22 protein-coding genes and 1 pseudogene are annotated in these 24428 nt (G+C 62.0%); 18 read left to right on the top strand and 5 right to left on the bottom strand.

Features of this window, described 5'->3' with window-relative positions:
* Window positions 1-70: 70 nt before the first annotated feature.
* The 6 genes and pseudogenes from KY459_08050 to KY459_08025 all read left to right on the top strand — a co-directional run bounded on the left by KY459_08050 (window position 71) and on the right by KY459_08025 (window position 6649).
* Window positions 71-1600 (top strand): annotated as a pseudogene (locus tag KY459_08050) (fumarate hydratase).
* Window positions 1601-1652: 52 nt separating this feature from the next.
* On the top strand, window positions 1653-2441 hold the full coding sequence (gene rph / locus KY459_08045; protein ID MBW3564662.1) for a ribonuclease PH: 789 nt from the start codon (window positions 1653-1655) through the stop codon (window positions 2439-2441).
* 12 nt (window positions 2442-2453) lie between these two features.
* Complete coding sequence (gene asd / locus KY459_08040) at window positions 2454-3590, top strand: aspartate-semialdehyde dehydrogenase (GenBank protein ID MBW3564661.1); 1137 nt, start codon at window positions 2454-2456, stop codon at window positions 3588-3590.
* A complete protein-coding gene (locus KY459_08035; protein ID MBW3564660.1) occupies window positions 3587-4945 on the top strand; it encodes an aspartate kinase in 1359 nt (452 codons plus the stop codon). The genes asd and KY459_08035 overlap by 4 nt, the downstream gene beginning before the upstream one ends.
* Before the next feature lie 171 nt (window positions 4946-5116).
* Window positions 5117-5788 carry a 4-hydroxy-tetrahydrodipicolinate reductase gene (locus KY459_08030; protein ID MBW3564659.1) on the top strand — a complete coding sequence of 224 codons (672 nt, stop codon included), beginning with the start codon at window positions 5117-5119 and terminating at the stop codon, window positions 5786-5788.
* Window positions 5789-5842: 54 nt separating this feature from the next.
* Window positions 5843-6649 (top strand): methyltransferase domain-containing protein, encoded by an 807-nt coding sequence (locus tag KY459_08025; GenBank protein MBW3564658.1) that lies wholly within the window; start codon window positions 5843-5845, stop codon window positions 6647-6649.
* Between the two features lie 31 nt (window positions 6650-6680).
* On the opposite strand, the gene KY459_08020 is transcribed toward KY459_08025, so the two are convergent.
* On the bottom strand, window positions 6681-7283 hold the full coding sequence (locus KY459_08020) for a GNAT family N-acetyltransferase (GenBank protein ID MBW3564657.1): 603 nt from the start codon (window positions 7281-7283) through the stop codon (window positions 6681-6683).
* 279 nt (window positions 7284-7562) lie between these two features.
* Here KY459_08020 and dapA point away from each other — a divergent pair, with 279 nt between their 5' ends.
* The 7 genes from dapA to KY459_07985 all read left to right on the top strand — a co-directional run bounded on the left by dapA (window position 7563) and on the right by KY459_07985 (window position 13768).
* Window positions 7563-8486 carry a 4-hydroxy-tetrahydrodipicolinate synthase gene (dapA, locus tag KY459_08015; protein ID MBW3564656.1) on the top strand — a complete coding sequence of 308 codons (924 nt, stop codon included), beginning with the start codon at window positions 7563-7565 and terminating at the stop codon, window positions 8484-8486.
* The gene (locus KY459_08010) at window positions 8483-9334 is read left to right on the top strand and encodes a 2,3,4,5-tetrahydropyridine-2,6-dicarboxylate N-succinyltransferase (protein MBW3564655.1); all 852 of its coding nucleotides are present in this window, start codon (window positions 8483-8485) and stop codon (window positions 9332-9334) included. Before dapA ends, KY459_08010 begins: the two co-directional genes overlap by 4 nt.
* Window positions 9331-10503 (top strand): pyridoxal phosphate-dependent aminotransferase, encoded by a 1173-nt coding sequence (locus KY459_08005; GenBank protein MBW3564654.1) that lies wholly within the window; start codon window positions 9331-9333, stop codon window positions 10501-10503. The genes KY459_08010 and KY459_08005 overlap by 4 nt, the downstream gene beginning before the upstream one ends.
* Window positions 10504-10527: 24 nt before the next feature.
* The gene (locus KY459_08000; protein MBW3564653.1) at window positions 10528-10794 is read left to right on the top strand and encodes a hypothetical protein; all 267 of its coding nucleotides are present in this window, start codon (window positions 10528-10530) and stop codon (window positions 10792-10794) included.
* Between the two features lie 18 nt (window positions 10795-10812).
* Window positions 10813-11739: a tRNA U-34 5-methylaminomethyl-2-thiouridine biosynthesis protein gene (locus tag KY459_07995; GenBank protein MBW3564652.1), complete on the top strand. Its 927-nt coding sequence runs from the start codon at window positions 10813-10815 to the stop codon at window positions 11737-11739.
* Window positions 11740-12440: 701 nt separating this feature from the next.
* Window positions 12441-13142, top strand: a complete 702-nt coding sequence (locus KY459_07990) for a hypothetical protein (GenBank protein MBW3564651.1) — start codon at window positions 12441-12443, stop codon at window positions 13140-13142.
* Window positions 13139-13768: a cyclase family protein gene (locus KY459_07985; protein ID MBW3564650.1), complete on the top strand. Its 630-nt coding sequence runs from the start codon at window positions 13139-13141 to the stop codon at window positions 13766-13768. The genes KY459_07990 and KY459_07985 overlap by 4 nt, the downstream gene beginning before the upstream one ends.
* 145 nt (window positions 13769-13913) lie before the next feature.
* Here KY459_07985 and KY459_07980 read toward each other — a convergent pair whose 3' ends face one another.
* Window positions 13914-15290 carry an ankyrin repeat domain-containing protein gene (locus KY459_07980; protein MBW3564649.1) on the bottom strand — a complete coding sequence of 459 codons (1377 nt, stop codon included), beginning with the start codon at window positions 15288-15290 and terminating at the stop codon, window positions 13914-13916.
* Window positions 15291-15829: 539 nt separating this feature from the next.
* Here KY459_07980 and KY459_07975 point away from each other — a divergent pair.
* Window positions 15830-16906 carry a ketoacyl-ACP synthase III gene (locus tag KY459_07975; GenBank protein MBW3564648.1) on the top strand — a complete coding sequence of 359 codons (1077 nt, stop codon included), beginning with the start codon at window positions 15830-15832 and terminating at the stop codon, window positions 16904-16906.
* A 440-nt stretch (window positions 16907-17346) separates the two neighbouring features.
* Here KY459_07975 and glmS read toward each other — a convergent pair whose 3' ends face one another.
* On the bottom strand, window positions 17347-19185 hold the full coding sequence (glmS, locus tag KY459_07970; GenBank protein MBW3564647.1) for a glutamine--fructose-6-phosphate transaminase (isomerizing): 1839 nt from the start codon (window positions 19183-19185) through the stop codon (window positions 17347-17349).
* 57 nt (window positions 19186-19242) lie between these two features.
* On the opposite strand from glmS, the gene KY459_07965 reads away from it, so the two are divergent.
* From KY459_07965 to msrA, 4 genes are all read left to right on the top strand, one after another.
* Entirely contained in the window at window positions 19243-20382 is a 1140-nt protein-coding gene (locus KY459_07965; protein MBW3564646.1) for a hypothetical protein, read from the top strand.
* Between the two features lie 60 nt (window positions 20383-20442).
* Entirely contained in the window at window positions 20443-21078 is a 636-nt protein-coding gene (locus KY459_07960) for a hypothetical protein (GenBank protein MBW3564645.1), read from the top strand.
* A 42-nt stretch (window positions 21079-21120) separates the two neighbouring features.
* Window positions 21121-21693 (top strand): peptide-methionine (R)-S-oxide reductase MsrB, encoded by a 573-nt coding sequence (msrB, locus tag KY459_07955; protein MBW3564644.1) that lies wholly within the window; start codon window positions 21121-21123, stop codon window positions 21691-21693.
* A gap of 221 nt (window positions 21694-21914) precedes the next feature.
* Entirely contained in the window at window positions 21915-22403 is a 489-nt protein-coding gene (msrA, locus tag KY459_07950) for a peptide-methionine (S)-S-oxide reductase MsrA (GenBank protein MBW3564643.1), read from the top strand.
* Between the two features lie 227 nt (window positions 22404-22630).
* Here the strand turns inward: msrA and KY459_07945 are convergent, their stop codons facing one another.
* Both KY459_07945 and KY459_07940 read right to left on the bottom strand, forming a co-directional pair.
* Entirely contained in the window at window positions 22631-23929 is a 1299-nt protein-coding gene (locus tag KY459_07945) for a GGDEF domain-containing protein (GenBank protein ID MBW3564642.1), read from the bottom strand.
* A 61-nt stretch (window positions 23930-23990) separates the two neighbouring features.
* A complete protein-coding gene (locus tag KY459_07940) occupies window positions 23991-24413 on the bottom strand; it encodes a DUF420 domain-containing protein (GenBank protein MBW3564641.1) in 423 nt (140 codons plus the stop codon).
* Window positions 24414-24428: the final 15 nt, after the last annotated feature.

Raw genomic sequence — 24428 nt, 5'->3', positions numbered from 1 at the left:
GGAAGAGCGGGGGGCTGACGGGAGTTGAAACGCCCGGTGATGCGCGGCGGATGAGTAATGCGGAGGAGAAATGACTGCCGAACCGATTCAGGATGAAACCGCTCGTCTGCCCGAGTCCGGACGGACGATTCTCGAGCTCATCCGGAAGACCAGCACGATCCTTCCCGACGACGTCGCCTGGGCAATCTCCGAGGCGAGAGGCGACGAAGAGGAAGGGTCCAACGCCGAGGTCGCCCTCGATGTCATCGGCTGCAATATCAACCTGGCGAAATCAAAATCGCTCCCGCTCTGTCAGGACACCGGCACGATTATCTTCTTCATCAGGACGCCCGTCGGGTACGACCAGATCGAGCTCGAGGAAACGATCACCGATGTGGTCCGACTTGCGACACGGATGGGTTATCTCCGTCAGAACAGCGTCGATTCGGTCACCGGAAAAAACACCGGCGACAATACCGGCCCCGGTTCGCCGGTCTTTCATTTTCATCAATGGCGGGAGGACTACCTCGACGTACGGCTCGTTCTGAAAGGCGGTGGATGCGAGAACATGAACGCGCAGTACAGCCTGCCGGACCCCGAGCTCGGAGGGCGCGACCTCGCGGGCGTCGAAAACGCGATTCTCGATTCCGTCGTCCGCGCGCAGGGACAGGGTTGCGGTCCCGGGATCCTCGGGGTCTGCATCGGAGGAGACCGCGCTACCGGCTACTCGCATGCGAAGGAGCAGCTTCTGCGGACGATGGCGGATCGGAACGACGACCCGGTGCTCGGCGAGATGGAGTCGCGCGTGGTGGAGAAGGCCAACAGACTCGGTATCGGCCCGATGGGCTTCGGCGGAAAAACCACGCTGCTGGCCTGCAAAATCGGCAAGCTGAACCGGCTTCCAGCGAGTTTCTACGTCAGCGTGGCCTACATGTGCTGGGCTTACCGGCGCCGAGGCGTCGAAATGGCTGCCGACGGAACGGTCAGGAAGTGGCTGTATGAATAGCACGGTGGAAGCGCTCGAGAAGTCGAGCGAGGCGAGGATGGCATGGCCCGAGTCGCGTTGACCACGCCAGTCAGTGAGGAGACGATCCGGGAGCTCCGAGTGGGTGACTCGGTCGCGATCACCGGGCGGCTCTTCACGGGACGGGACGCCGTTCATCACAGGATTCACGAGGGAGTCGCGCCCCCGGTGGATTTGCGAGGCCACATCATCTATCACTGCGGCCCGGTCATGATCGAGGAAGAGGGGAAGTGGGTGTGCAAGGCAGCGGGCCCGACGACCTCCTCGCGCGAGGAACCGTACCAGTGGGAGGTGATGCGCGACCATGGAATTCGCGGAGTGATCGGCAAGGGCGGGATGGGGTCAAAAACTCTGGAGGGTTGCGCGAAATACGGTGCGGTCTACATGCATGCGATCGGTGGTGCAGCTCAGGTTTGTGCAGAGTCAATCACGCGCGTGGATGGGGTCGACTGGCTCGATCTCGGAAGCCCGGAGGCAATCTGGCACCTCTGGGTCGAGGGTTTCACCGCGATCGTTACGATGGACTCTCATGGCAACAGTCTCCACAGAGACGTACTGGCTGAGTCGCAGAGCCGCATGGCGGGTCTGAAGGCCTGAGACTGCGCCGTTGCGCTGATCCATGATCGGACAGCCCTGATATGCTGGCTCAATGAACGATGAGCGCGTCGAGCGGATCGACGGACGGGCCTTCGATGAGCTTCGGCCGGTCATTCTGAACCCCGGTTTCATCAAGAATGCGGAAGGATCGTGTCTGATCGAGGCGGGCGACACGAAAGTGATCTGCACCGCGTCGATCGAAGAGAGAGTTCCCTCCTTTCTCCATCGAACCGGCAAGGGATGGATCACAGCCGAGTACGGCATGCTGCCACGCGCCACCAATGAGCGCACCCAGCGCGAGGCGTCTCGGGGGAAGCAGGGGGGCCGGACTCTGGAGATCCAGCGGCTGATCGGGCGGTCACTGCGCGCGGCGGTCGACTTCGAAGCGCTCGGGGAGAGGACGGTCTGGATCGATTGCGACGTCATTCAGGCGGATGGCGGGACGCGCACAGCTTCCATTACCGGCGGTTTCGTGGCTCTCGTCATGGCGCTGGGGAACCATTATCTGGAAGAACGGATTCTCGCCTGGCCGCTCTCGCGATGGATTGCCGCGGTCTCGGTCGGAATCGTGGGCGGTGTCCCGATGCTCGATCTGATCTACCGGGAGGATTCGAAGGCCGACGTCGACATGAACATTGTGGCGACGGACAACGATCAGTTCGTCGAGATCCAGGGCTCAGCCGAGGGCCGGACCTTCTCACAGGAAGAGTCCGAAGCGATGTTGAAGCTCGCGCGCACCGGGATTGCAGCGCTGTCGGCGGCGCAGCACGAGGTTCTCGACCCGATCATCGAGAAGGTGAACAAGCTTTCGATGAGCCGGTTGAACAAGCGATTTCGCTGAGCGGCCACACCGATGACAGTCGCCGAGACCGAATCTGAACAGTTGCCGCAGGAGGTGCTCGATGGAGGGCGCCTTCCGGTTGCGGTCCTCGGAGCCACGGGCTCCGTCGGGCAGCGCTTCGTCCAGCTTCTCGAAGAGCACCCGTGGTTCCGTGTTTCGGAGCTGGTTGCATCGGAGCGGAGTGCCGGGAGGAATTACGCCGACGCAGCTCCGTGGCGGCTTTCGACGCGATTGCCGGAGGAAGCCGCTGGAATGGTGGTCAAAGAGCTCGGCTCCGAGCTGTCGAGCCGGATCGTTTTCTCGGCTCTCGATTCGTCAGTTGCCGGATCCGCGGAGGAGACGTACGCGGACAGGGGGCACGCGGTCATCTCGAATGCGAAGAACCATCGAATGGACCCGGACGTTCCCCTGCTGATTCCTGAGATCAATGCCGGTCACCTCGACGCCATCGAGCGGCAGAAGGCGCGACGCGGAGGGGAAGGCTTCATCGTCACGAACCCGAACTGCTCCACGATCGGTCTGACTCTCGCCATCGCTCCGATCGAACGACAGCACGGCATCGAAACGATGCACGTGGCGACGATGCAGGCGATTTCAGGAGCAGGGTACGCCGGGGTAACTGCCTGGGACATCAGCGATAACGTGGTTCCTCACATTGGCGGAGAGGAAGAGAAGATCGAGTCCGAGCCGCAGAGAATTCTCGGGCTGTGGGAAAGCGATGGTTTCCGCGAGGCTCCGATCACGATCTCAGCCCACGCCAACCGGGTGCCGGTCACCGACGGACACATGGTCTGCATCTCTTTCCGGTATCGGTACAGTGAAAATCTTCGACAGAGCTTTCCGATCGACGTGCTGATCGAGGATGCCCGTGAAGCAATCCGGAACTTCGAGGGGGAGCCGCAGCGACTCAGGCTTCCTTCGGCGCCGCCGAAACCGGTGGTGCTTGCCGAGGAAGACGACCGGCCGCAGCCGCGCCTGGATCGCGACAGTGGAAGAGGGATGGTCGTCACGGTCGGACGTCTTCGCTCCTGTCCGGTTCTCGACGTCCGGATGGTTGCGCTCGTTCACAACACGATCCGTGGAGCCGCCGGGGCGGCGCTCCTGAACGCCGAATTGATTCACGCGAAGGGGCTCGTACCAGCAGGATGATCGTTCTCAAGTTCGGAGGAACCTCCGTCGGAAGCGTCGAGGCCCTTTCCCGAGCGATCGGAATCGTCTCGGAGGTCGCCGACCGGGGGGCGGTCGTCGTCGTATCCGCGCTCTCGGGCGTCACAAACGATCTCGTCCAGGCCGCAGCCGATGCAGCCGCCGGTGACTGGGAAGCGGCGCAGAGAACCGTCGCGAAGGTGAGGACGCGCCATGAGGAAGTCGCCAACGAGCTCGTCATCCAGAAATCCGATTTTTTCGAATCGTTCAACTCGCAGCTCGGAAGGCAGCTCGACGAGATCCTCGCCGTGCTCCGCGGCCTCAGCCTGGTCGGTGAGGTCAGTCCGCGCGCCCGCGACAAGATCGTCTCGCTCGGCGAGACCCTGTCGTCGGTGCTCTTCGCGTATACGGTCCGCACCCGAAGACTTCGCGCCGTTCACGTCGACTCCGGTGAGGTGATCCGGACCAACGAAGCGTTCGGCAACGCCGAGCCCATCATGGAGGCGACAGCGCGCGCCGCGGCCGAGAAGATCATCCCCGAGGTCGAGAAGGGGCGGATCCCTGTGATGGGGGGGTACTACGGCCGGGCGATGTCCGGGGCGATCACGACCCTCGGTCGAGGCGGATCGGATTACAGCGCCGCGATCGTCGGGGCGGCGATCGGCGCCGAGGAGATCCAGATCTGGACCGACGTCGACGGGATGATGACCTCCGATCCGCGAATGATCCCGGGAGCGAGGCTCATCGAGCAGCTCACGTATGCCGAAGCGGCCGAGCTCGCTTATTTCGGGGCGAAGGTGCTCCATCCGCGAACGATCGAACCGGCCGTCGAGCGCGACATCCCGGTGCGCATCAGGAACACAGGCAACCCATCGAGCCCGGGAACGCTGATCTCTCGGGACGGAGACGGGACGCGATGCCGCCCGCGGGCGGTCGCAATCAGTTCGGGGATGGCGATCGTGACGGTGAGCTCGCCCAGGATGCTCGGGACGCACGGCATTCTCGCCAGCGTCCTGGACGTTTTCGCACGGGTGGAAGCTTCAGTGGACGTCATCGCGACCTCGGAGGTCTCGATCTCGCTGACCGTCGACGCTCACGCACGGCTCGACGAGATCGAGAAGGGGCTGGCGGAGTTCGGGCGAGTCGATGTCGAGTCCGGCTACGCGGCGATCGCGATCGTCGGTCGCGAGATCCTCGGAGATCCGCCGACCGCCTCGAGGATCTTCGCATCGCTGAAGGACGTTCCGATCGCGATGATGTCGCTCGCGAGGTCCGGGCTCAACCTCACCGTCGTCGTGAGCGAAGAGGACGCGGAGGACGCGGTGCGCAAGATTCACCACGCCGCCTTCGAAAGCTAGGCGCGTTCCAAAGGCCAATGTAGCGCCGCTTTTCAAGCGGCCGTATCGCCGGTTTCCAACCGGCGCGTATCATTCCACGAGCGTCTGCCCTGGCCGCGGGTATGATTCATCCATGAACGAGCTCTTCGTCGAGATCAAATACGAGCCGGCGTACTCGGAAAGCCGGATTCCATGAAACTCGCCATTCACGGAACCGGACGGATGGGCCGGGCGGTCGAGCGCGTCTGCGAATCGCGCGGCCACGAGATCGCCGGTCGATTCGATTCCTCCAATCCGATCTCCCCGGCCGCGATCGGCGATGCAAATGTCATCATCGACTTTTCGCACGCCGACGCGATCGACCGGGTCGTCCAAGCGGCCTGCGAGGCCGGAAAAGCGCTCGTCACGGGAACGACGGGCTGGAACGACCGCGAGGATGAAATCCGGAAACGAGTTGAGAAGGCCGAAATCGGGATGGTCCATGCGGCCAACTTCTCGCCCGGCGCGAACATCCTCTTCCGGCTCGGGGTAGTCGCGGGTGAGCTCGCGAGTAAGTTCGGCGGATTCGAGGCGGGGATCGAGGAGCGGCACCATTCGCAGAAGAAGGATGCGCCGAGCGGCACGGCGATCCGGTTGGGAAAGGTCTTCGCCGAAGGCTTCGGAGAGCAGCCGCCGATCGTCTCCTCGCGCGTCGGCGCGGAGTTCGGCCTTCACACGCTCTTTCTCGATTCGCCCGAGGATCTGGTCGAGCTCTCCCACCGTGCGCGAAGCCGCGACGGGTTCGCCACCGGGGCGGTCCTGGCGGCGGAGCGGATCGGAGGCAGTACGGGATTCATGAGCTTTGCGGAACTGATGGAGTTATAGAGGATCCTGTTCTGAACTTGCATCATCGGCGGTGATCCTCTACGGTTTTGAGCCATGGCACCAGCGGATTTCGAAAAATCTCACGGGATCATCGCGGCGGAGAATTACGAGCGTTTCTTCGTCCCGGCGATCGGCAGACCGGTTGCCGAGCATCTGACCGAGGCCGCGCGTCTGGAGCCGGGTGAACGGGCGCTCGACGTCGGATGCGGCACGGGAATCGTCGCGCGGATGGCCATCGAGAAGGTAGGCCCCGAAGGTTCGGTCGTGGGCATCGACGTGAACCCGGCAATGCTCGCGGTCGCATCCACGGTCGTGCCGGAGGAGGCCCCGGTGGAATGGCATCAGGCGCCGGCCGAGTCGATTCCTCTCGGCGACGACGCGTTCGACGTCGTTCTCTGCCAGATGTCCCTGCAGTTCTTCCAGGACCGCGTTCAGGCAATCCGCGAGATGCGGCGGGTACTGACGCCGGAAGGCCGAGTGCTGCTGAGCCTGCCGGGCCCGATGACACCGTTGTTCGGCGTGCTCGAGCAGGCCCTGGGTCGGCACCTCGAGCCTCCCGCGGCGGGTTTCGTGCGCCAGGTTTTCTCGCTCCACGAGAGGAACGAGATCGAGAAGCTGCTTCGCGACGGAGGGTTCGACACGATGGACATCCGGGAGGAGAAAATCCCCCTGACCATGCCTCCACCCGCTGAGTTCCTCGACCAGTACCTGGCGAGCACCCCGCTCTCGGCAGTGTGGGCGAGCGCTGAAGAGCCGGCTCGCGCCGCGGTCCGCCGGGAGGTGGTCGAGGGCTGGCAGCCCTTCGGAGGGGAAAACGGCATGGGCGGACAGCAGCCGATGACCCTCGCCGTCGCGAGTTGAGGCTGGAGGTTTCGAGCCTCGAAAACTCTCGTCACCCTGACGCAGCATTCCGGTCGAGACGGAGCTGGAGATGGCGCTTCACATCGGGCCATTCAGAGGCGAGGATGCTGTACATGTAGCTGTCTCGAGCCGTACCGTCACGTCGCTCCTGGTGATGGCGCAGAATCCCGTCCCGTTTGGCACCGAGAGCTTCGATCGCGCGTTGCGAAGCGCGATTGAAGTTGTCCGTACGAAAGCCGACGACCGCGCACCCCAGCCGCTCGAATGCGTGCCCGAGCAGCAGGAGCTTGCAGTTCGTGTTCACGTGTCTTCTCTGCCATTGCTTCGAGTACCAGGTGTACCCGATCTCGACCCGATCGATCGCGGCGACGATGTCGTGATACCGCGACGACCCGATGATCGCGCCGGAGTTCTTCTCGCGAACAGCCCATGGAAGCATGGAACCTTCGTTCTGGCCAGCGAGCGCGCGTTCGATGTATCCGTACACATCGGATGGCTCGGGCACGGCCGTGTACCAGAGCTTCCACAACTCGTCATCCTGAACCGCCCGGACGAGATCCGGCGCATGCTCCGGGATCAGCGGTTCGAGACGGATCGCATCGTTTTCGAGGACGATGGGACTGGGATGGATCATCGGTCGCCGGAAATCTATCGCTAACCGGGCGGGGGTTGGAAGTTGGAGGTTCGGGGTTCGATCCACTTTCGCCATATCCAAAGCCACGTCATTCTGAGCCGCCGAAGGACGGCGAAGAATCTGGGCGGGGGCTCGTGAGTCGCCTCTGCAGGCGCTGGTCACATCGAGTCACGACCGTCCGCCAGATCCTTCGCACGCGCTTCGCCGGGCTCAGGATGACGTGGGTTCCGAACTTCCAACCTTCAACCATGGCCTCCCTTTTGCCACCGGTCATCGGACATGAATTCCGAACGTTTCAGAGGAACCGGAGTCGCGCTCGTCACTCCCTTCACGAAAAGCGGAGCGCTCGACGAGCCGACTTTCCGAAAACTGGTGGAGCGCCAGATCGACGGGGGCGTCGACTACCTCGTCCCGTGTGGCACGACCGGCGAGAATCCGACGCTCAGCTTCGAAGAGCACCTCCGCGTCATCGAACTGACGATCGAGGTCAGCAACGGACGGGTGCCGGTGCTTGCGGGCGCGGGCTCGAACGCGACCGGCAAGGCGATCGAGTTCTCGCTCGAGGCGATCGACCTCGGCGCCGACGGATTGCTGACGATCACTCCCTACTACAACAAGCCCTCGCAGGACGGGTTGCGCCGCCACTTCGGCGCCCAAGCCGAGGCCGTCGAGAAGAAGAAGAGCGGCGTCCCGCTGATCGTCTACAACGTTCCGGGAAGGACAGGTTGCAACCTCGCTGCTGCGACGGTGCTCGGGCTGAGCCGCGATCTCCCCAATGTCATCGGTGTGAAGGAAGCGTCGGCGAACCTCGATCAGATCCAGGAGATTCTACGGTTGCGGGACGATGGATTTCTCGTCATCAGCGGCGACGACGCGTGGACGCTCCCCATCATCGCGCTCGGAGCCGATGGCGTGATCTCCGTGGCCGCCAATGAGATTCCTCGGCTGATGTCATCCATGGTACGTTCCGCACTCGAGGGCGACTGGAAAAGAGCCCGAGAAATTCACTTCAGAATCCTTCCTCTGATGACCGGCAATTTCATTGAATCGAATCCCGCTCCCGCCAAGGCCGTCCTTTCGATGCTGGGAGAGCTGCCGAGCGAAGCGGTCCGCAGTCCGCTCGCGCCGATCTCCGACGAGTCTCGCCGGCGCCTTCGCGAGATCATCGAGGAATGCGGACTTCCCGGGGAGGAGAAGCCATGACCTATGGAGGACTCGATGTCGAAGCCATCCGAAGCCGGATCGAGGAGCTGAAGGACAACCCGAAGACGCCCCGAGCCGAAGCGCTTCGTGTGATCGGACTCTTTCTTACGGCGCTCGAAAAGGGGGAGATTCGCTCGGCAGAACGAGACGACATGGGAACGTGGACCGCGAATACCTGGGTCAAGGAGGGAATCCTTCTCGCGTTCAGACACGGAGTTCTGGCCGACTTTGCTTCCGGAGCGCTGTCGTTCGTCGACAAGGACACCATTCCCTCGCGCAAATTCACGAAAAACGACGAGGTTCGAATCGTTCCGGGCGGGTCTTCGATCAGAAGAGGGGCGTACGTCGCGAAAGGCGTCGTGATGATGCCGCCTGCCTACGTGAACATCGGCGCCTGGGTCGGCGAGAACACGATGATCGACTCTCATGCACTCGTCGGCTCGTGCGCGCAGATCGGCCAGCGGTGTCATCTCAGCGCCGCTGCACAGATCGGAGGCGTGCTCGAGCCGATCGGCAACGTTCCCGTCGTGGTCGAGGACGACGTCATCGTCGGGGGAAATGCCGGTCTCTACGAAGGAACGATCGTCCGGTCGAAGGCCGTCATCGGTGCCGGGGTCGTGATCACGGCGTCGACGCCGGTTTACGACGCCGTGCGGGATCAGATCTATCGAAAGACGAAAGAGCGCGCTCTCGAGATTCCGTTTGGCGCGGTCGTCATCCCCGGTGCCCGTCCGATGAGAGGGGAGTTCGCGAAGGAGCATGGCCTGTCGGTGACGACACCGGTGATCGTGAAGTACCGGGATGAGAAGACCGACGCTGCGACGGCGCTCGAGGAAGCGCTCCGTTGAGCTCGATTCGACCGGCAGCCCGATTCGATTCGATCGGTCTGTCGCTGATCCGGCAGATCAACGATCTCGGTACACCGGATTGTGTGAATCTGGGGCTCGGCGAGCCGAATCTCGAACCGGACGCCATGTTGCGCTCGCTGATGGAGCGTGCGGCGCGGGAGTGCGAGACCGGCTACTCCGCAGTTCCGGGCTCCGTCGAGCTTCGGGAGCTCATCGGCAGGAGTTACGGGCTGACTCCGGACGAGATCTGCGTGACCACCGGCTCGGAAGAGGCGCTGTACGCGTTCATGCAGGCGTTTGTCGGACCGGGTGACGAAGTGCTGACTCCTGATCCTGGCTTCGCGGTCTATGCATCGATGATCAGTCTCGCGGGCGGAGAGCCCGTTCCGTATCAACTCGTTCCCGGAAAATGGGGAATCGATGTCGAGCAGCTCGAGGCGCTGGTGACCCCGGCGACCAAAGCAATATTGATCAACTCTCCCTCGAATCCGACGGGCGGCGTGCTCCCGGAAGACCAGGTCGACGCGGTCGTCCGGCTGGCGGAAAAACACGGCTTCATCGTCGTCAGCGACGAGGTCTACCGGGAGATCTTCCATACCGGCTCGCGGCCGGCGACTGCAGCGGAGCGGAGCTCGCATGTCGTCGTCATGTCGAGTCTGTCGAAAAGCCACGGGTTGACGGGGCTGAGGCTCGGGTGGATGGGCGCCTCTCTGGATCTGATGGCGACGCTTCGAAAGGCCCACCACTACATGACGATCTGCGCATCGACGTATTCACAGAAACTGGCCGAGCTGGTCCTGCGCGAAAAGGCGTGGAACGAGGACTGGCTGCGGCGGGCGCGAGAGCAGTTCGCCATGCAGCGAAGCGTCGCGATCGAAGGACTCGAAGAGCACGTCGGCCCGGTGGAGAGTGCGAGCGAGGGAGCCTTCTACATCTTTCAGCCGGTACCGACGTGCCGGACGCTCGAATTCGCGAGGAGTCTCGCCACCGAGGCGAAGGTGCTGATGATTCCGGGCGTCGCATTCGGCGATTCCGGAGAAGGCTTTCTTCGGATCTCCTACGCGAGCTCGCCGGAGAAGATCAGGGAAGGCGTTCGCCGTCTCGGAAAGGCGCTGGAGAAGAGTGAAAAGGTGAAGAGTGAAGAGAGAAGAGAGAAGAGAGAAGAGTGAAGAGTGAAGAGTGAAGAGAGAAGAGTGAAAGAATACGCGGAGTCGCCACGTCTCAGCAGAGCGGGAAAGCTCAGCAGAGCGGCGAGGGCGAGGCTCCTGCCGAGCCGCACCTTAACGAGATGCCAGAAAGTTCCCGGTGATACGCCTTTTTTCACTCTTCACTCTTCACTCTTCACTCTTCACTCTTCACTCTTCACTCTTCACTCTTCACTCCTCACTCTTCACTCTTCACTCTTCACTCTTCACTCCTCACTCTTCTCTCTTTCCTACTCCGCAACCGTTATAGAGTAGTAGCCGGAAGAGGAACTGATGGCTGACCGGACCGGAACGATCATCGCGGGCATGCTGGCCCCACACCCCCCTCACATCGTTTACGGAGAAAACCATCCGCGCAACGAGCCGAAGTCGGAGTGTGGATGGGAAGTGCTCCGGTGGGGCTATGAACGAGCGCGAAAGGACTTTCTCCCTCGCAAACCGGACGTCTTCATCGTTCACAGCCCGCACTGGCAAACCATCGTCGGGCATCATTTCCTTGGAATCGAGGAGTTTCACGGCCTCTCGGTCGATCCGATCTTTCCGAACCTCTTCCGCTTCAACTACGACATCAGAGTCGACGTCGAGCTCGCCGAGATGATCGCCGAGGAGGGACGGGAGATGGGGATGACGACGAAGATGATGCGGAATCCGAGCTTCCGCGTCGATTACGGAACGATCGTCTCCTGCCACATGATGAATCCCGATTGGGACATCCCGATCGTCGGGATCTCGTCGAACAACTCCCCCTACTATTTTTCGAACGAGATCGGTCAGCAGGAGATGATCCGGCTCGGTGAGGCGACCAGGAAAGCGGTCGAGAAGAGCGGCCGGCGAGCGATTCTTCTCGCGTCGAATACGCTTTCCCACCGGCATTTCACGACCGAGCCGGAAATCCCGGAAGACATGTCGCGCGAGCACATCTATCAGCATGCGGGCTATCTGTGGGACATGGAGGTTCTCGACATGATGAAAACCGGGAGGACCCGCGAGCTGGTGGCGGTGCTTCCCGAGTTCATCGATCATGCGGTGAGCGAGGTCAAGGCGGGCTCGCTCGCCTGGATGCTCTCGGCCCTCGGGTTCCCGGACTACCCGGCTGAAGTCTACGGCTACTGGACTGTGATCGGCACAGGCAACGCGGTCGTCGGATGGGATCACGAGACGCGGGGTGGGGAGCTCACGGGCGAGTCGAAGGCCGGCTGAACGGCATGGATCTGATCACGAACGTCTACATTGCGGCAGGACAGCCGCATTTCTATCTCGCTCCCGAAAAGAATCCTCGATGGGCCGAGCTGCGCGAAGCGTATGTCCGGGCGGGAGAAGAGATCGCGAAGTCCGATGCCGAGCTCATCCTGGTCTACTCGACGCAGTGGTTTTCAGTGATCGGCCATCTTTTCCAGGTCGATCCGAAGCCGGCGTGGACGCTGGTCGATCAGAACTGGTACGAGTACGGCGAGATCCCTTACGAGCTGAGGGTCGATCCGGCGTTCGGCGAGCTTTACTGTGAGCTGGCCAGGGAGAAGGGGATGCAGGCCTCCACGGTCAACTATCGGGGATTTCCGGTGGATACCGGTACGGTCGTCGCGATGAAGCTTCTCAACCCGGGCAACGCGAAGCCGATCTCGATCGTTTCGTGCAACATCTACGCGGAGCGTGAGGAGACGCGTCGCCTCGGTGCGCTCGGGCGGGAAGCGATCCGGAAGCATGGCCGGAAGATCGCGGTCGTTCTCGTTTCGAACCTTTCGAACCGCTATCACGTCACCGAGATCGATCCCGCCGAAGACCGGATCTCGTCCCAGAAGGATCATGAATGGAACGAGAAGATGCTCGAGATCCTCGGAGACGGGCGATTACAGGAAGCGACCGAAGTCGTCCGGCAATTCGCGGACGAAGCGAATGCGGACATGGGGTTCAAGGGGCTGTGGTGGCTCGGCGCGGTGGCGGGCGAGACGAATCGATTCCGGGGGAAGGTGCATGGATATGCCCCGGTGTGGGGGACGGGAGCGGCGCTGATCGAGCTGACGCCGACCGACGAGCCGCGGGAGTTCGAGAAGGAGTACGACGAGCTGAGCCTCGATGAGCTCGCTGCTGCTGAGACGGAAGCTCCCCAGTCGACGGGACTTTCGACTCACAACGTCACGGCATTCCGCCCCGGGCCGGCCGCGGTGCCGGATCCCCCCGCGGCGCGGCAATCGTCGAACAGAGTGCTCTCGACCCGGGCACCGAAGCCGGTTGGCGCTTATCCTCATGCCCGGCGGATCGGGTCGATGCTTTTTCTGTCCGGCATCGGTCCACGCGATCCAGTCACGAACGAAGTACCGGGCAACGTCCTGGACGACAACGGAAAGCTCGTCTCGTACGATCTCGAGCAGCAGGCGCGCGCGGTCATCGCGAATCTCGAGCGCGTTCTCGAGGAAGCCGGAAGCTCGGTGGAAAAGCTGGTTGATGTCACTGTCTTTCTGACCGACATGGAGAGGGACTTTCAAACGTTCAACGATGTGTGGGCGGAGAGATTCGGTTCGGACCCGCCGGCACGGACGACCGTCGGTGTCGATTCGCTCCCGACGCCGATCGCGATCGAATTCAAGGCGATTGCCGAAGCGTGAGCGAAAGACTCGTCGACATTTCGCCTCTCGTCTCGTCGCGATACGCGGTTTTTCCGGGAGACATTCCGTTCAGCCGCAGCGTCAGCCTGGATCTCGATTCGGGCGATCACCTCACGCTCTCCTCGATCCATGCGACGTGTCACATCGGGGCTCACGCGGATGCTCCCAACCACTATCTGCGCGGTGGAGAGGACATCGCATCCCGGCCGCTCGAGCTCTACATCGGACCGTGCGAGGTCGTTGCGATCGAAGGAGTCGGCCCGCGCCCGGCGATCGTATCCGATCTTCCCTCGCGGACGGGGCCATGGCCGGAGCGGGTCCTTTTCCGGACGGGATCGTTTCCGGACCCGGAGCAGTGGACTGACGATTTTACGAGCCTCTCTCCTGAACTGATCGCCTGGCTGGGAGGTCGCGGGGTCCGGCTGGTGGGGATCGACACGCCATCGATCGATCCTGCCACGTCGAAAACGCTCGCCGCGCATGCGATGGTTGCGCGCAACGACATGGCGATTCTCGAAGGCCTCGTGCTCGCGGGGGTGGAGCCCGGGGCGTGGGAGCTGATCGCACCCCCTCTCAAAATCGAAGGCGCCGACGCCGGCCCCGTCAGGGCGGTGTTGCGTCGGTAGCTCCATAGCGCAACCCGGGTACTCGGACTCCGGAAATGGCGCGACGGGTGCCCGGCGCTGACCTGGCGAGCACGCGCGATGGCAATTTGCAACCGGGTGACGGCCGCGCGCCTGACGCTGAACCTCCCGCCGCCGAACCTCGGGGTCAGTACGATGGTGCGAGCTCGATGGTGAGCAGCTCGGGCTCGTCACCGCGCGTCGCCACGAGCATGATCGACATATCGCAGTCACCAAGACTGGCGACGGCCACGAGAACGCTCTTGCCCACATGATTCCTCAGCGCCGGAAACCCGAGCGTCGCATCCGAGTCGACCAGGAGCGGTTCCACCTCGATCTCCTCGGCGAGACACTCCTCGAGGCTCCCACAGAACGTGATGCAACGCACTTCCGGATCGAACGGAAACTCGAGAAGGCTTCGCAGGCCCCCTCCCGCCTCGCCCGAGATGTTCCGCGCGGTCGTCGAGAAGAAATCCTTCGATAATCGAGAATCGACGTGGTCGAACTGACGCCTCACCAGCCATGCCTCCATCAGGGAATCGAGCCATACCGCTTCGCTCTCTCTCACTCCGACCGGCACGATCTCGGCTGGGTCGAGCGCCTCGCTCAAACGGGTTTTGTCTCCCGTGAGAAGCGAAACGATATTGGAGAACTGCCGTTCCCTGGCGAGTTCAATCGCGGTGCTGCCGGAAAGATCCTCGAGCGCCGGATCGGCACCTGCATCCAGAAGGAGCGCGACGCACCGGTCACAGCCCATTTCCGCGGCGTGCATCAGAGGGGTCCTCCCTTCGCCGTCCCGAATGTCGATCTCGATGCCGTCGACCGCGAGAAGGCGGCCGACCATCCCGGGCCCCCCGAACCGCGCTGCGAGCCCGAGAGGCGTATCTCCTTCACTGCTGATGGCGTTGAGGTCCGCTTCCGCTTCGAGGAGGACATCCAGAACCTCCGGGAAGCCTTCGAGGAGCGCAATCATGATCGCGTTCCCGCCGGCCACGCCCTCTTTCGAAATGTCGGCTCCATGCTCAATCAGTAGCCTCGCGGCATCCGCCTGTCCCGATCGCGCAGCGGCGATGAGCGGAGACTCGAATCCAGCGTCCACGGGGACTCCTCGCTCCAGCAGCGCTCGGATCGCGAGCAGGTTCCCATCGGCCGCCTCACCCGCCAGAATCGCCGAAGCAGCTTCCTGTTCGGTCTCCCGACTCGAGATCTCGTCGAGCCGTTCCCAGAAGATCCCAACGATCTCGCTCTCCGGATCATGATTCTCGAGCAGATACTGAAGGAGCCCATCGGCAAAGATCGTCGAATCGGACCGTTTCATCAGGAGCTTTCCGACCTCTTCGTGTCCTCGTTCCAAGACTTCGAGCACCGTGTGGCCCCCACTGCTGAATCGAAGGTCGACTCCCTCATCGAGGAGGCGGGAGACTGTTGCGAGGTCGCCGCGCAGGGCGGCCTCGTGCAACGCGTCCGAGTTGTTCGCGAATAGTGGAATCGTAACGAGCATACTCAGGGCCATGCGCATGATCATCGTCAGATCTCCTTGAGTCAGTTTTTTCGAATTGAGGGAGTCAATATAGCAGGAAGCGATGCCTCCCGACTCGGGCCGGGGAGGAACTGAGTGAGGGTCCCTCGCTCCCCGCCCGACCGCACGCTCGGGATGACCGGGACGGGCTGCTGGCCATCAAGCAGGAGATCGTGGCCGCAGTCTGGACCGCCCCCGCGTCCGCGATCTTCGCGACTCCCTGCTGCGCGAGCGTGCGTCCCAGCCGACGGTTAGTACCATAAAAAGTACATTGTATTCCATCTAACGACACTTTGACACCCAAACGGTACGGACGGTAGGTGTGGCGGAGGCGGGCGAGAGAGAGCCAGGCTGTCCTGGGCGTTCGGATGGGTTGAGTGGCCGGTTGAAAACCGGCGAAACGGCCGCTTACAAAGCGGCGCTACCTGGGGCGGCGGTTTCGATGACTGAGTGTCCCGTTTTTTTGCTTGCATCCTCGAACGGCCAACCTCGAACCTCCAACCTCGAGCCTCAAACCTCGAACCCTGTTGTAGCATGTCCATGTGATGAGCCGAGCTCGATCGGTGATCACCGCGACCGGAAGCTTCGTTCCGCCGATTCGGGTCAGGAACGAACAGTTCGTCGAGAACGACTTCCGACTGGGTGACGGTACGCGGTTCGACAAGACGAACCAGCAGATCCTCGAACAGTTCGAGTCGATCACGGGGATTCGTGAGCGCCGGTACGCCTCGGATGATCTGGTGACCTCGGATCTCGCAACCGAGGCGGCGAGAAATGCGTTGAGCTCGTCGGGTATCGATGGCGAGACACTCGACGCTATCATCGTCGCGCACAACTTTGGCGACGTTCGGGCCGGATCCCGCCGGTCCGATCTCGTTCCTGCGCTCGCCTCACGGGTCAAGCATCACCTTGGAATCGAGAATCCGGGCGCCGCGGCGTGGGATCTCGTCTTCGGATGTCCGGGTTGGCTTCAGGGGATGATCGTCGGAGACACGATGATCCGCGCGGGAGATGCGAAGCGCGTGATGGTGATCGGAGCGGAGGCGCTCTCTCGCGTGTCCGATCCACATGACCGGGACAGTCTGATCTACTCGGACGGCGCGGGCGCGACGATTCTGGAAGCGCGGGAAGCCGACGAGCGCGTCGGAATCCTCGCGCACGGTGTGCGCTCCGATACCGGTGAGGAGCTCGAAATGCTCTTCATGGCGCAGTCCTTCAATCCGGAGCTCCTCGGTGACGAGATTTACCTGAAGATGGAGGGGCGAAAGCTCTATCGCTACGCGCTGCGAACCGTCGCGGGGTCGATCCGCGAGTGTCTGGATCGCGCCGATGTCCCGCTCGCCGATGTTTCGAAGATTCTCCTCCATCAGGCGAATCACAAAATGGACGAGGCGATCGTGACGGCGTTGTACGACCTCTACGAGATGCCCGTACCGGAGGACGTCATGCCGATGACGATCGGCTGGCTGGGGAACAGCTCGGTCGCGACGCTGCCGACGATGCTCGACCTGATCCTGCGCGGAGAGCTCGATGGTCACACGATCTCGAGTGGCGACAACGTCGTTTTCGCGTCCGTTGGCGCAGGGATGAACATCAATGCCTTCGTCTATCGGGTACCGTGAGGGGAAGACAGGAGTCAGGAGACAGGATTCAGGTTGAAGAGCGAAGCACTCGTCATTCTGAGCCCGGCGGAGCGCGGGCGAAGAATCTGGCCGGGGGATCGTGAGTCGCCCTTGCATCAACTCGCTCCGTCGACTCACGAGCCGCCCCCAGATCCTTCGCCGTCCTTCGGCGGCTCCTAATGAAACGACCACGAAATTGTTGGACTTCGACCCTCCTGCAGCGCTTCGCTTGGGCTGATGTCCCAACCTGCGAGGTCCTTCGCCTGCCCGCCCAACCGCCCGCTCAGGATGACGTTGGTTTGAGTACGCGAGTGCGGTTGTTTCTGCACTCACGGGTGTCATTTCCGATTCACCGTCGCAAGGCGCCGGTCACTTGCTCAGGATGACGAGGCGGTGGCCTCTTCAACCCTGGATCCTGTCTCCTGTCTCCTGTCTCCTGTCTACTCGACCGTGACGCTCTTCGCGAGATTGCGTGGCTGGTCGACGTCCTTTCCGAGGCGAAGCGCGATGTAATAGGCGAGAAGCTGCATTGGAATGACGGTCAGGATCGGCTGGAGAGGTTCGATCGTCCAGGGGATCTCGATCGTGTCGTCGGCCATCGCTTTCACTTCGTCGTCCCCTTCGTCGCAGATCAGAATCAGCCTGCCGTCGCGTGATTTTGCCTCCTGAAGGTTGGAGATCGCCTTGTCGTAGACAGGGGTGTGGGTCGCGATCCCGACGATCGGAAGGTTTTCGTCGATCAGCGCGATCGGGCCATGCTTCATCTCACCGGCCGGGTACCCCTCGGCGTGAATGTAGGAGATTTCCTTCAGCTTGAGAGCCCCTTCGAGCGCGATCGGATAATGCACCCCTCGTCCGAGAAAGAGAAAGTCGCGGGCCTTCGAATACTTATTTGCGATCTCCTCGATGTGCGATTCCTTCCGGAGAATCTCCTCGATCTTGTGCGGGATGACCGCCAGTTCGTGCATCGCGTACTGGAGATCCTTCCGATCCTCTCCGCGAAGGTCTCGGAAGAAGAGCGTCATGAGATAGAGGGCGGTGAGCTGGGTGGTGAATGCCTTGGTCGACGCGACGCCGATCTCGGGGCCGGCATGTGTGTAGATGATCCCGTCGGAGATCCGGGTTGCCGCGGATCCGACGACGTTGCAGATCGAGACGAGCGTTGCGCCTTTCTCCTTCGCCGACTGCATACCGGCAATGGTGTCGGCGGTCTCGCCCGACTGGGTGACGCCGATGACGAGAGTCGTCTCGTCGACAATCGGGTCTCTGTAGCGGTACTCGGAGCCGTAATCGACCTCGACGGGAAGACGTGTTGCGGTTTCCAGAAGAAATTTGCCGACGAGTCCCGAATGCCACGAGGTGCCGCAGGCGATGATGTGGATTTTTTGGAACTTGTTGAACAGCTTCTCGTCGATCTCGAGGTCGTGCAGGTTGATCTCACCGCTGGCTTCGAACATTCGTCCCGTGAACGTGTCTTTTACGGCGCGGGGCTGCTCGTGAATCTCTTTGAGCATGTAATGTTTGTAGCCTTCCTTTTCGGCAGCCACGGCATCCCAGGTGATTCGCTTAGGCTCGCGCTCGACGGGGTTGAGCTCGGAGTCGAAGATCTCGACGCCGTCTTCCCGGACGACGACGTGCTCGCCATCCTCGAGGTAGAGGATCTTTCGCGTGTATGCGAGAAGCGGGGTGACGTCCGAGGCGACGATGTTCTCCCCCTCGCCGATTCCGACGACGAGCGGGGGACCCTGGCGCGCAGCGATGATCGTTCCGGGCTCATCGACGGTGACGATGACCAGAGCGTAGTGTCCCTCGAGCTCTGCCAGCGCAGCGCGGACCGCGTCGAGGAACGACTTCCCCCCTTTTCGGTGATCTTCGATCAGGTGGGCGACGATCTCGGTGTCGGTCTGTGTCCGGATCTCGTGGCCTTTCTTTTCGAGACGTGCGCGAAGAGGGAGAAAGTTCTCGATGATGCCGTTGTGGATGACGACGACCTTCCCCTCGCAGTCGCGATGCGGATGGGCGTTGTTCTCGGTCGGTTTTCCATGTGTGGCCCAGCGGGTGTGCCCCAGGCCGAAGTGGCCGCTGAGCGGCTCGTCACGTTCCGCGAGTTTCGCTTCCAGGTTCGCAAGCTTTCCTTCGGCCCTGACGATCTCGACACCGTCGTCGCCGAGAATGGCGATTCCCGCACTGTCGTAACCGCGATATTCGAGCTTGCGGAGGCCTTCGACGAGAATGGGGACGACTTCCTGCTGACCGACGTATCCGACAATTCCGCACATCTTCGAACCTTCCCGGCGAAATCCTGCGCGCTGCTAGAATGCGCGCGGATCGCCTGAATGAAACGGATATTTTTGATGTCGCTGCTGGTGGTCGTGGCCTGCGGGAAGCAGGGACCGCCGCGACCCCCCGTACCGCTGATAGCAAAGGCGACGACGGATCTGAAAGTAGCACAGAGGGGGCCAATCATCATCCTGTCGTGGGAGTATCCCGCGCTGACGACGGCCGGAGAATCTCTCACGAGCGTCGATCGGATCGTCGTTTACCGCTACAACGAGACGGTCCCGGAAGCACTCGGTGCGCGGTTTCTGAGGGGAGAGATCGAATCGAGCTCCGAGGAGCCGGGTGAGATCGCGCTCTTCGGAGCGGTGCCGGTGATTCCCGCGGCCCAGTTCGAAAAACTGGGGCGGAAGATCGGTGAGCTCGACGGCGACGAGATCCCGTCGTACACGACCGGCGCGAGAGTCGTGGTTCAGGACAGACCGCCCCTAAGGACCGAAGATGGTCTTCCCATTCGGTACACCTATGGGGTGACGACAATTACCGGTGACCGGGAGAGCGAGCTTTCCAATCTGATGTCGATCGTTCCCATCGACGTCCCCGCTGCGCCGAAGGACCTCGTGGTCGAAGCCGTCGCAGAGGGCGCGATGCTTTCGTGGTCGGCTCCGGAGCGGACGGTGCTCGGATCGTCCGAACCGGATCCTGCCGGCTATCGAATCTATCGATTCCGAAGCGCGGGGGCGGCGTTCGCGACGGCCGAGCCGACCGTCACGGTTGGCAGCGGAGAGCTGAGTGCCGTCGATCCTGCTCCACCCGGAGAGTGGCGATACGCGGTGACGGCTCTCGGGTGGGAGGGGGATTCCGTGCAGGAGAGTGATCTGTCGCTGGTGCGGGTTGCCGAGTTACGCGACCTGGCACCCCCTCCGGCGCCCGCGAATGTCACTCCGCTCGTGGAGCCGACGATCGTGCGTCTCCTCTGGGCTGGCGTGGAAGCACCGGATCTCGCCGGCTACCGCGTCTACCGCCGGCCAGCGGGGGGCGACTCGATCCTTCTCGGAGAGGTGGATGCGGGCGTCCGAGAGTATCGCGACGAATCGCCATCTCCAGGCGTTGAGTATGTCTATTCGGTGACAGCCGTCGATGCGTCCGGCAACGAGAGCTCTGCAACTCCGTCAGAGACGGTGCTGGTCAGGCGCTAGCGTCGAAGCTGCAACAAACCGATCCCCTCTCCGTACCTTCAATTCAACGGAGGTAAATTGATGAGAGCAGTCTTTTGTGTCCTGGTTGCGAGCCTCGCCGCGGTGCCGCTGCTGGCGCGTGAGCCTCGCGAAGAAGCCGTGGAGATCGCCGATACGGCCGGTCTGAGTCGCGTTGACGTGGAGCTCCCGGTGGGAGCACTGACGGTTCGGGCCACGAATGGTCCGCAGGCGAGGATCGAAATGAGAGTCAACTGCGGGTGGCGACGCAACTGCGAACGCGCGGATCGGATCGCGCTGCGAGTCGATCGGATCGGTGAGACGTTGATGATTCGTGTCGAGAACTTTCCCGAATCCGTACGATCGCTTTCTGTTGACCTCAATCTCGAAATGCCGAGGATGTTCGCGCTCACTCTGGAACATGGTGTCGGCGATTCGGAGATCATCGGCCTTCTCGGTGACATCGAGGTGGAGCTGGGCGTAGGTGACGTTCTGGTCGAGTCTCCCGCCGGAGCCTTTCGGAGCGTGAGCGCCGAGGTTGGAGTGGGAGACGCCGACTTCCGCCTGGGTCGTTCGCATGCGGGGGAGAGGGATGGGTTTCTGTTTCTGGCGAATCAGGTCGAATGGAATGAAGGTACCGGCGATTCGCGGATCGAGATCGAGGTGGGGGTCGGCGACGCCGATGTCAACCTGAAGTAGAGCGGGAACGATCGGAACCGTCGATCTGTTACTCGGAAGGTGATGGCGAGAAACGGATGGCTGTTGACGATCGTGGTGGCAATTCTGGGTTGTGCTCAGCCCGTAGCCACGCAGGCCGAGGCGGAGGGTACGACCAGGATGACCGAAACAACCGGCACGAACCGCGGTGTGGACGAGTCGGATGCAGAGCTTCGCGCGCGACTCACCCCGATCCAGTACCAGGTGACCCAGAAGGACGACACCGAACCGCCGTTCCGCAACGAGTACTGGGACAACAAGGAGCCTGGTATCTACGTCGACGTCGTTTCGGGAGAGCCTCTGTTCAGCTCACTCGACAAGTACGATTCCGGTACGGGATGGCCGAGTTTCACGCGTCCGCTCGAACCGTCGAACGTCGTCGAGAAGAAGGATTACAAGCTCTTTCTCCCTCGTACGGAGGTGAGATCCGCGAAAGCCGACTCTCATCTCGGCCACGTTTTCAAGGACGGCCCGTTGCCGACCGGACTCCGCTATTGCATGAACTCCGCAGCTCTCCGATTCGTCCCTGTCGATCGACTCGAAGCGGAGGGCTATGGGGAGTACCTCGAGCTCTTCGAGGGAAGCTCCGAAGAGTGACGGATGCAAAGCGAGGTTGGAGGTTCGGGGCTCGGCGCAATGATCTCGCGCGATTCCAGCCCACGTCATCCTGAGCCCGGCAAAGCGCGGGCGAAGGATCTGGGCGGGGGCTCACGAGTGAGCACTTCAGATTCTCGTTACGTTGACTCACGACCGTCCTCCAGATCCTTCGCCGTCCTTCGGCGGCTCAGGATGACGAGTGAAGGAATGTGGCGAGAGTCATGACGACCCGGACCGCGACGCTGGCGGGGGGATGTTTCTGGGGAGTCGAAGAGCTCTTCCGTGACCTGGAAGGTGTCGTCGACACCGATGTCGGCTATACGGGTGGGGACATACCGGATGCCACCTACGAACTGGTGAAAACGGGTCGCACCGGACATGCTGAGTCGATTCGGATCGAGTTCGATCCTTCCAGAATCTCGTATGAGGAGATTCTCGACTACTTCTTCCGGCTCCATGACCCCACTCAGGTCAACCGTCAGATGAACGACGTCGGAAGCCAGTACCGGTCGACGATCTTCGTTCACGACGACGAGCAGCGAAAGGCGGCCGAAAAGGCGATTGAGGATCTGGAGGCTTCGGGTCGGTGGTCCGCCCCGATTGCAACGACGATCGAAGAGGCCGGTCCCTTTTGGATCGCGGAGTCCTACCACCAGGACTACCTCCAGAAGAACCCCGGCGGCTACACGTGCCACTGGCTCAGGGATTAGGGGTTAGGGATCAGGGATTAGCGCAGTTACTCGATTTAACCCACGTCATTCTGAGCCCGGCGGAGCGCGGGCGAAGAATCTGGGCGGGGGTTCGTGAATGAACGTTTGAGGTTCTGGTCGGGTTGCCTCACGACCGTCCCCCAGATCCTTCGCCGTCCTTCGGCGGCTCAGGATGACGAGTGTTTGGATGTGGCGAGAGCGAACTTCGATCCTCCAACCATCTTTCTTCAGGCGCGGCGTCGGGAGATGCCCTTTCGCCTGTGAGGAACGAGCGGGGCGTGTTCGGGGAGCGCCGAGCGATTTCGACCGGCTTTCTTGGCCTCGTAGAGTCGTTCGTCAGCCTTTTCGAATAAGGCTTCCGGCTGTTCCCCGTCATCAGGGTAGAGTGCTCCTCCGACGCTGACCGTGATCGGACGGCGTCGGAGGATTCCCGGACTCTGTTCGATGGCGCGTCGGATGCGCTCCGCGGTTCTTGCCAGTCCCTCGGAGTCGGCTCGCGGCACGATCACGGCAAACTCCTCGCCGCCATACCGCGCCGGAACGTCGATCGAGCGAATCGTATCGAGAAGGACCCGGCTCACGAGTCGGAGCGCGTCATTGCCTGCCTGATGACCGAAGTCGTCGTTGTACTGTTTGAAATGGTCGACGTCGAGGACGAGCAGACCGAATCCGTATTCGAAGCGCTGGGCCCGATCGATCTCGGCGGCGAGGGCCTGATTGAAGGTACGGAAATTCGGAAGGCCGGTGAGCTCGTCGGTGTGGGCGCGTTCGCTCAAAGCGTTGTGAGAGGCCTCGAGTGCTCGGGCCATATGGTTGAAGCTGGCTCCGAGGTGTGCGATCTCCGCGTCGCCGCGCACGGGTGCGCGAGCGTCGAGTCGCCCGGACGCGAGAGCATGTGCCGCCGCGGCGAGGTCCTCCACGGGACGGACGACTTTCTCAACGAGCTGGCGGGCGATTGCAAATGCGGCGATCGCGACGATCCAGCTGAGCCCGAGAGCGACCCAGATCGTGTTCGAAGCGCTCCGGGAGAGCTCATCGAGCTGCGCGCGAGCGGAATCCGAGCGGGCCTCCGCTTGGGCTGTAGCGCGGTCGGCGAGTCGGGTCAATTCGATCCGGAGCGTTTCGAGGACGTTCTGCCGGGCACCTCGGTCGAGACCGTTCCAGCTCTGGTTGACCTTCTGCATCGAAGAGTCGAGTGCATCGACGCGTGCGCGAATCGCAAACTCTTCGTTGTCGCCGAGCGCTTCCCGGACCTCCTCAGTGAGAAGTTTCCAATCGGCAAGGATCGTCCCAAACGAGCTCTCTGGTCCGGCAACTCGCACCCGGGTTTCGATGATTCGGGTCCGACGAGCCAGGTCCGACAGGGCGCGCTCCGTCTCGAGATCGATCATCACCATGGTCGAGAACCGACGCTCGACAGCGCGAGTGCGCCACGTCAGCGTTGCGGTGATCCCGATCAGAAGGAGAACTCCGGCGGCCGTGATCGTGAATACACGGGTTCTCAGATGTCGAGGGGTGTGTTGCACGCCTGATTTTAGCAGGTTTGGATCATCGAGCCCGGAATTGGTGCGGGGCTTCGAGACCTGCTCATCCCCTGCCGTGGAGCATGTAATAGATGATCCAGCCGCTCGCCGCAACGAAGACCCATACCGGAAACACCCATCGGGCTAGCCGCTTGTGTTTTACGTAATCCTTGCGTCTGAGGGCGAGATGAATGAGCCAGGCGGCCGACGGAACGACGAGGCTCGCGAGAATCACATGGGGCACGAGGATCGAAAAATAAACCACCCGGAGGGCATTCGAACCCTCGAAGGGTGTGACGCCATAGAGGGTCCATCGCGTCACGTATGTGATGAGGAACAGGATCGCCAGCACGCTCGCGGAGATCATGAAGTTCCGGTGAAGAATCATGTCTTTTCGGAACCTGATGAAGTAGTAGCCGGCGATGAGGCTGACGCCGCTGGCGATGATGAATGAGGATGAGAACAGCATGAAGTGAGACTGGGCCATGGGACCCAGTCTCTA

It is taken from the genome of Acidobacteriota bacterium (genome assembly GCA_019347945.1).
Classification (GTDB): Bacteria; Acidobacteriota; Thermoanaerobaculia; order Gp7-AA8; family JAHWKK01; genus JAHWKK01.
This window is presented reverse-complemented; position numbering and strand designations above follow the sequence as displayed.

Bases quoted from the DNA above. Each gene is read 5' to 3' on its own strand.
- KY459_08025 (MBW3564658.1), top strand. From the start codon at position 5,843: ATGGCACCAGCGGATTTCGAAAAATCTCACGGGATCATCGCGGCGGAG.
- KY459_07990 (MBW3564651.1), top strand. From the start codon at position 12,441: ATGGGGTTCAAGGGGCTGTGGTGGCTCGGCGCGGTGGCGGGCGAGACG.
- KY459_07940 (MBW3564641.1), bottom strand. From the start codon at position 24,413: ATGGCCCAGTCTCACTTCATGCTGTTCTCATCCTCATTCATCATCGCC.
- KY459_07960 (MBW3564645.1), top strand. From the start codon at position 20,443: ATGAGAGCAGTCTTTTGTGTCCTGGTTGCGAGCCTCGCCGCGGTGCCG.
- KY459_07995 (MBW3564652.1), top strand. From the start codon at position 10,813: ATGGCTGACCGGACCGGAACGATCATCGCGGGCATGCTGGCCCCACAC.
- KY459_08010 (MBW3564655.1), top strand. From the start codon at position 8,483: ATGACCTATGGAGGACTCGATGTCGAAGCCATCCGAAGCCGGATCGAG.
- dapA (MBW3564656.1), top strand. From the start codon at position 7,563: ATGAATTCCGAACGTTTCAGAGGAACCGGAGTCGCGCTCGTCACTCCC.
- KY459_07980 (MBW3564649.1), bottom strand. From the start codon at position 15,290: ATGATCATGCGCATGGCCCTGAGTATGCTCGTTACGATTCCACTATTC.
- KY459_07975 (MBW3564648.1), top strand. From the start codon at position 15,830: ATGAGCCGAGCTCGATCGGTGATCACCGCGACCGGAAGCTTCGTTCCG.
- KY459_07965 (MBW3564646.1), top strand. From the start codon at position 19,243: ATGAAACGGATATTTTTGATGTCGCTGCTGGTGGTCGTGGCCTGCGGG.
- KY459_08030 (MBW3564659.1), top strand. From the start codon at position 5,117: ATGAAACTCGCCATTCACGGAACCGGACGGATGGGCCGGGCGGTCGAG.
- rph (MBW3564662.1), top strand. From the start codon at position 1,653: ATGAACGATGAGCGCGTCGAGCGGATCGACGGACGGGCCTTCGATGAG.
- msrA (MBW3564643.1), top strand. From the start codon at position 21,915: ATGACGACCCGGACCGCGACGCTGGCGGGGGGATGTTTCTGGGGAGTC.
- asd (MBW3564661.1), top strand. From the start codon at position 2,454: ATGACAGTCGCCGAGACCGAATCTGAACAGTTGCCGCAGGAGGTGCTC.
- KY459_08035 (MBW3564660.1), top strand. From the start codon at position 3,587: ATGATCGTTCTCAAGTTCGGAGGAACCTCCGTCGGAAGCGTCGAGGCC.
- glmS (MBW3564647.1), bottom strand. From the start codon at position 19,185: ATGTGCGGAATTGTCGGATACGTCGGTCAGCAGGAAGTCGTCCCCATT.
- msrB (MBW3564644.1), top strand. From the start codon at position 21,121: ATGGCGAGAAACGGATGGCTGTTGACGATCGTGGTGGCAATTCTGGGT.
- KY459_08020 (MBW3564657.1), bottom strand. From the start codon at position 7,283: ATGATCCATCCCAGTCCCATCGTCCTCGAAAACGATGCGATCCGTCTC.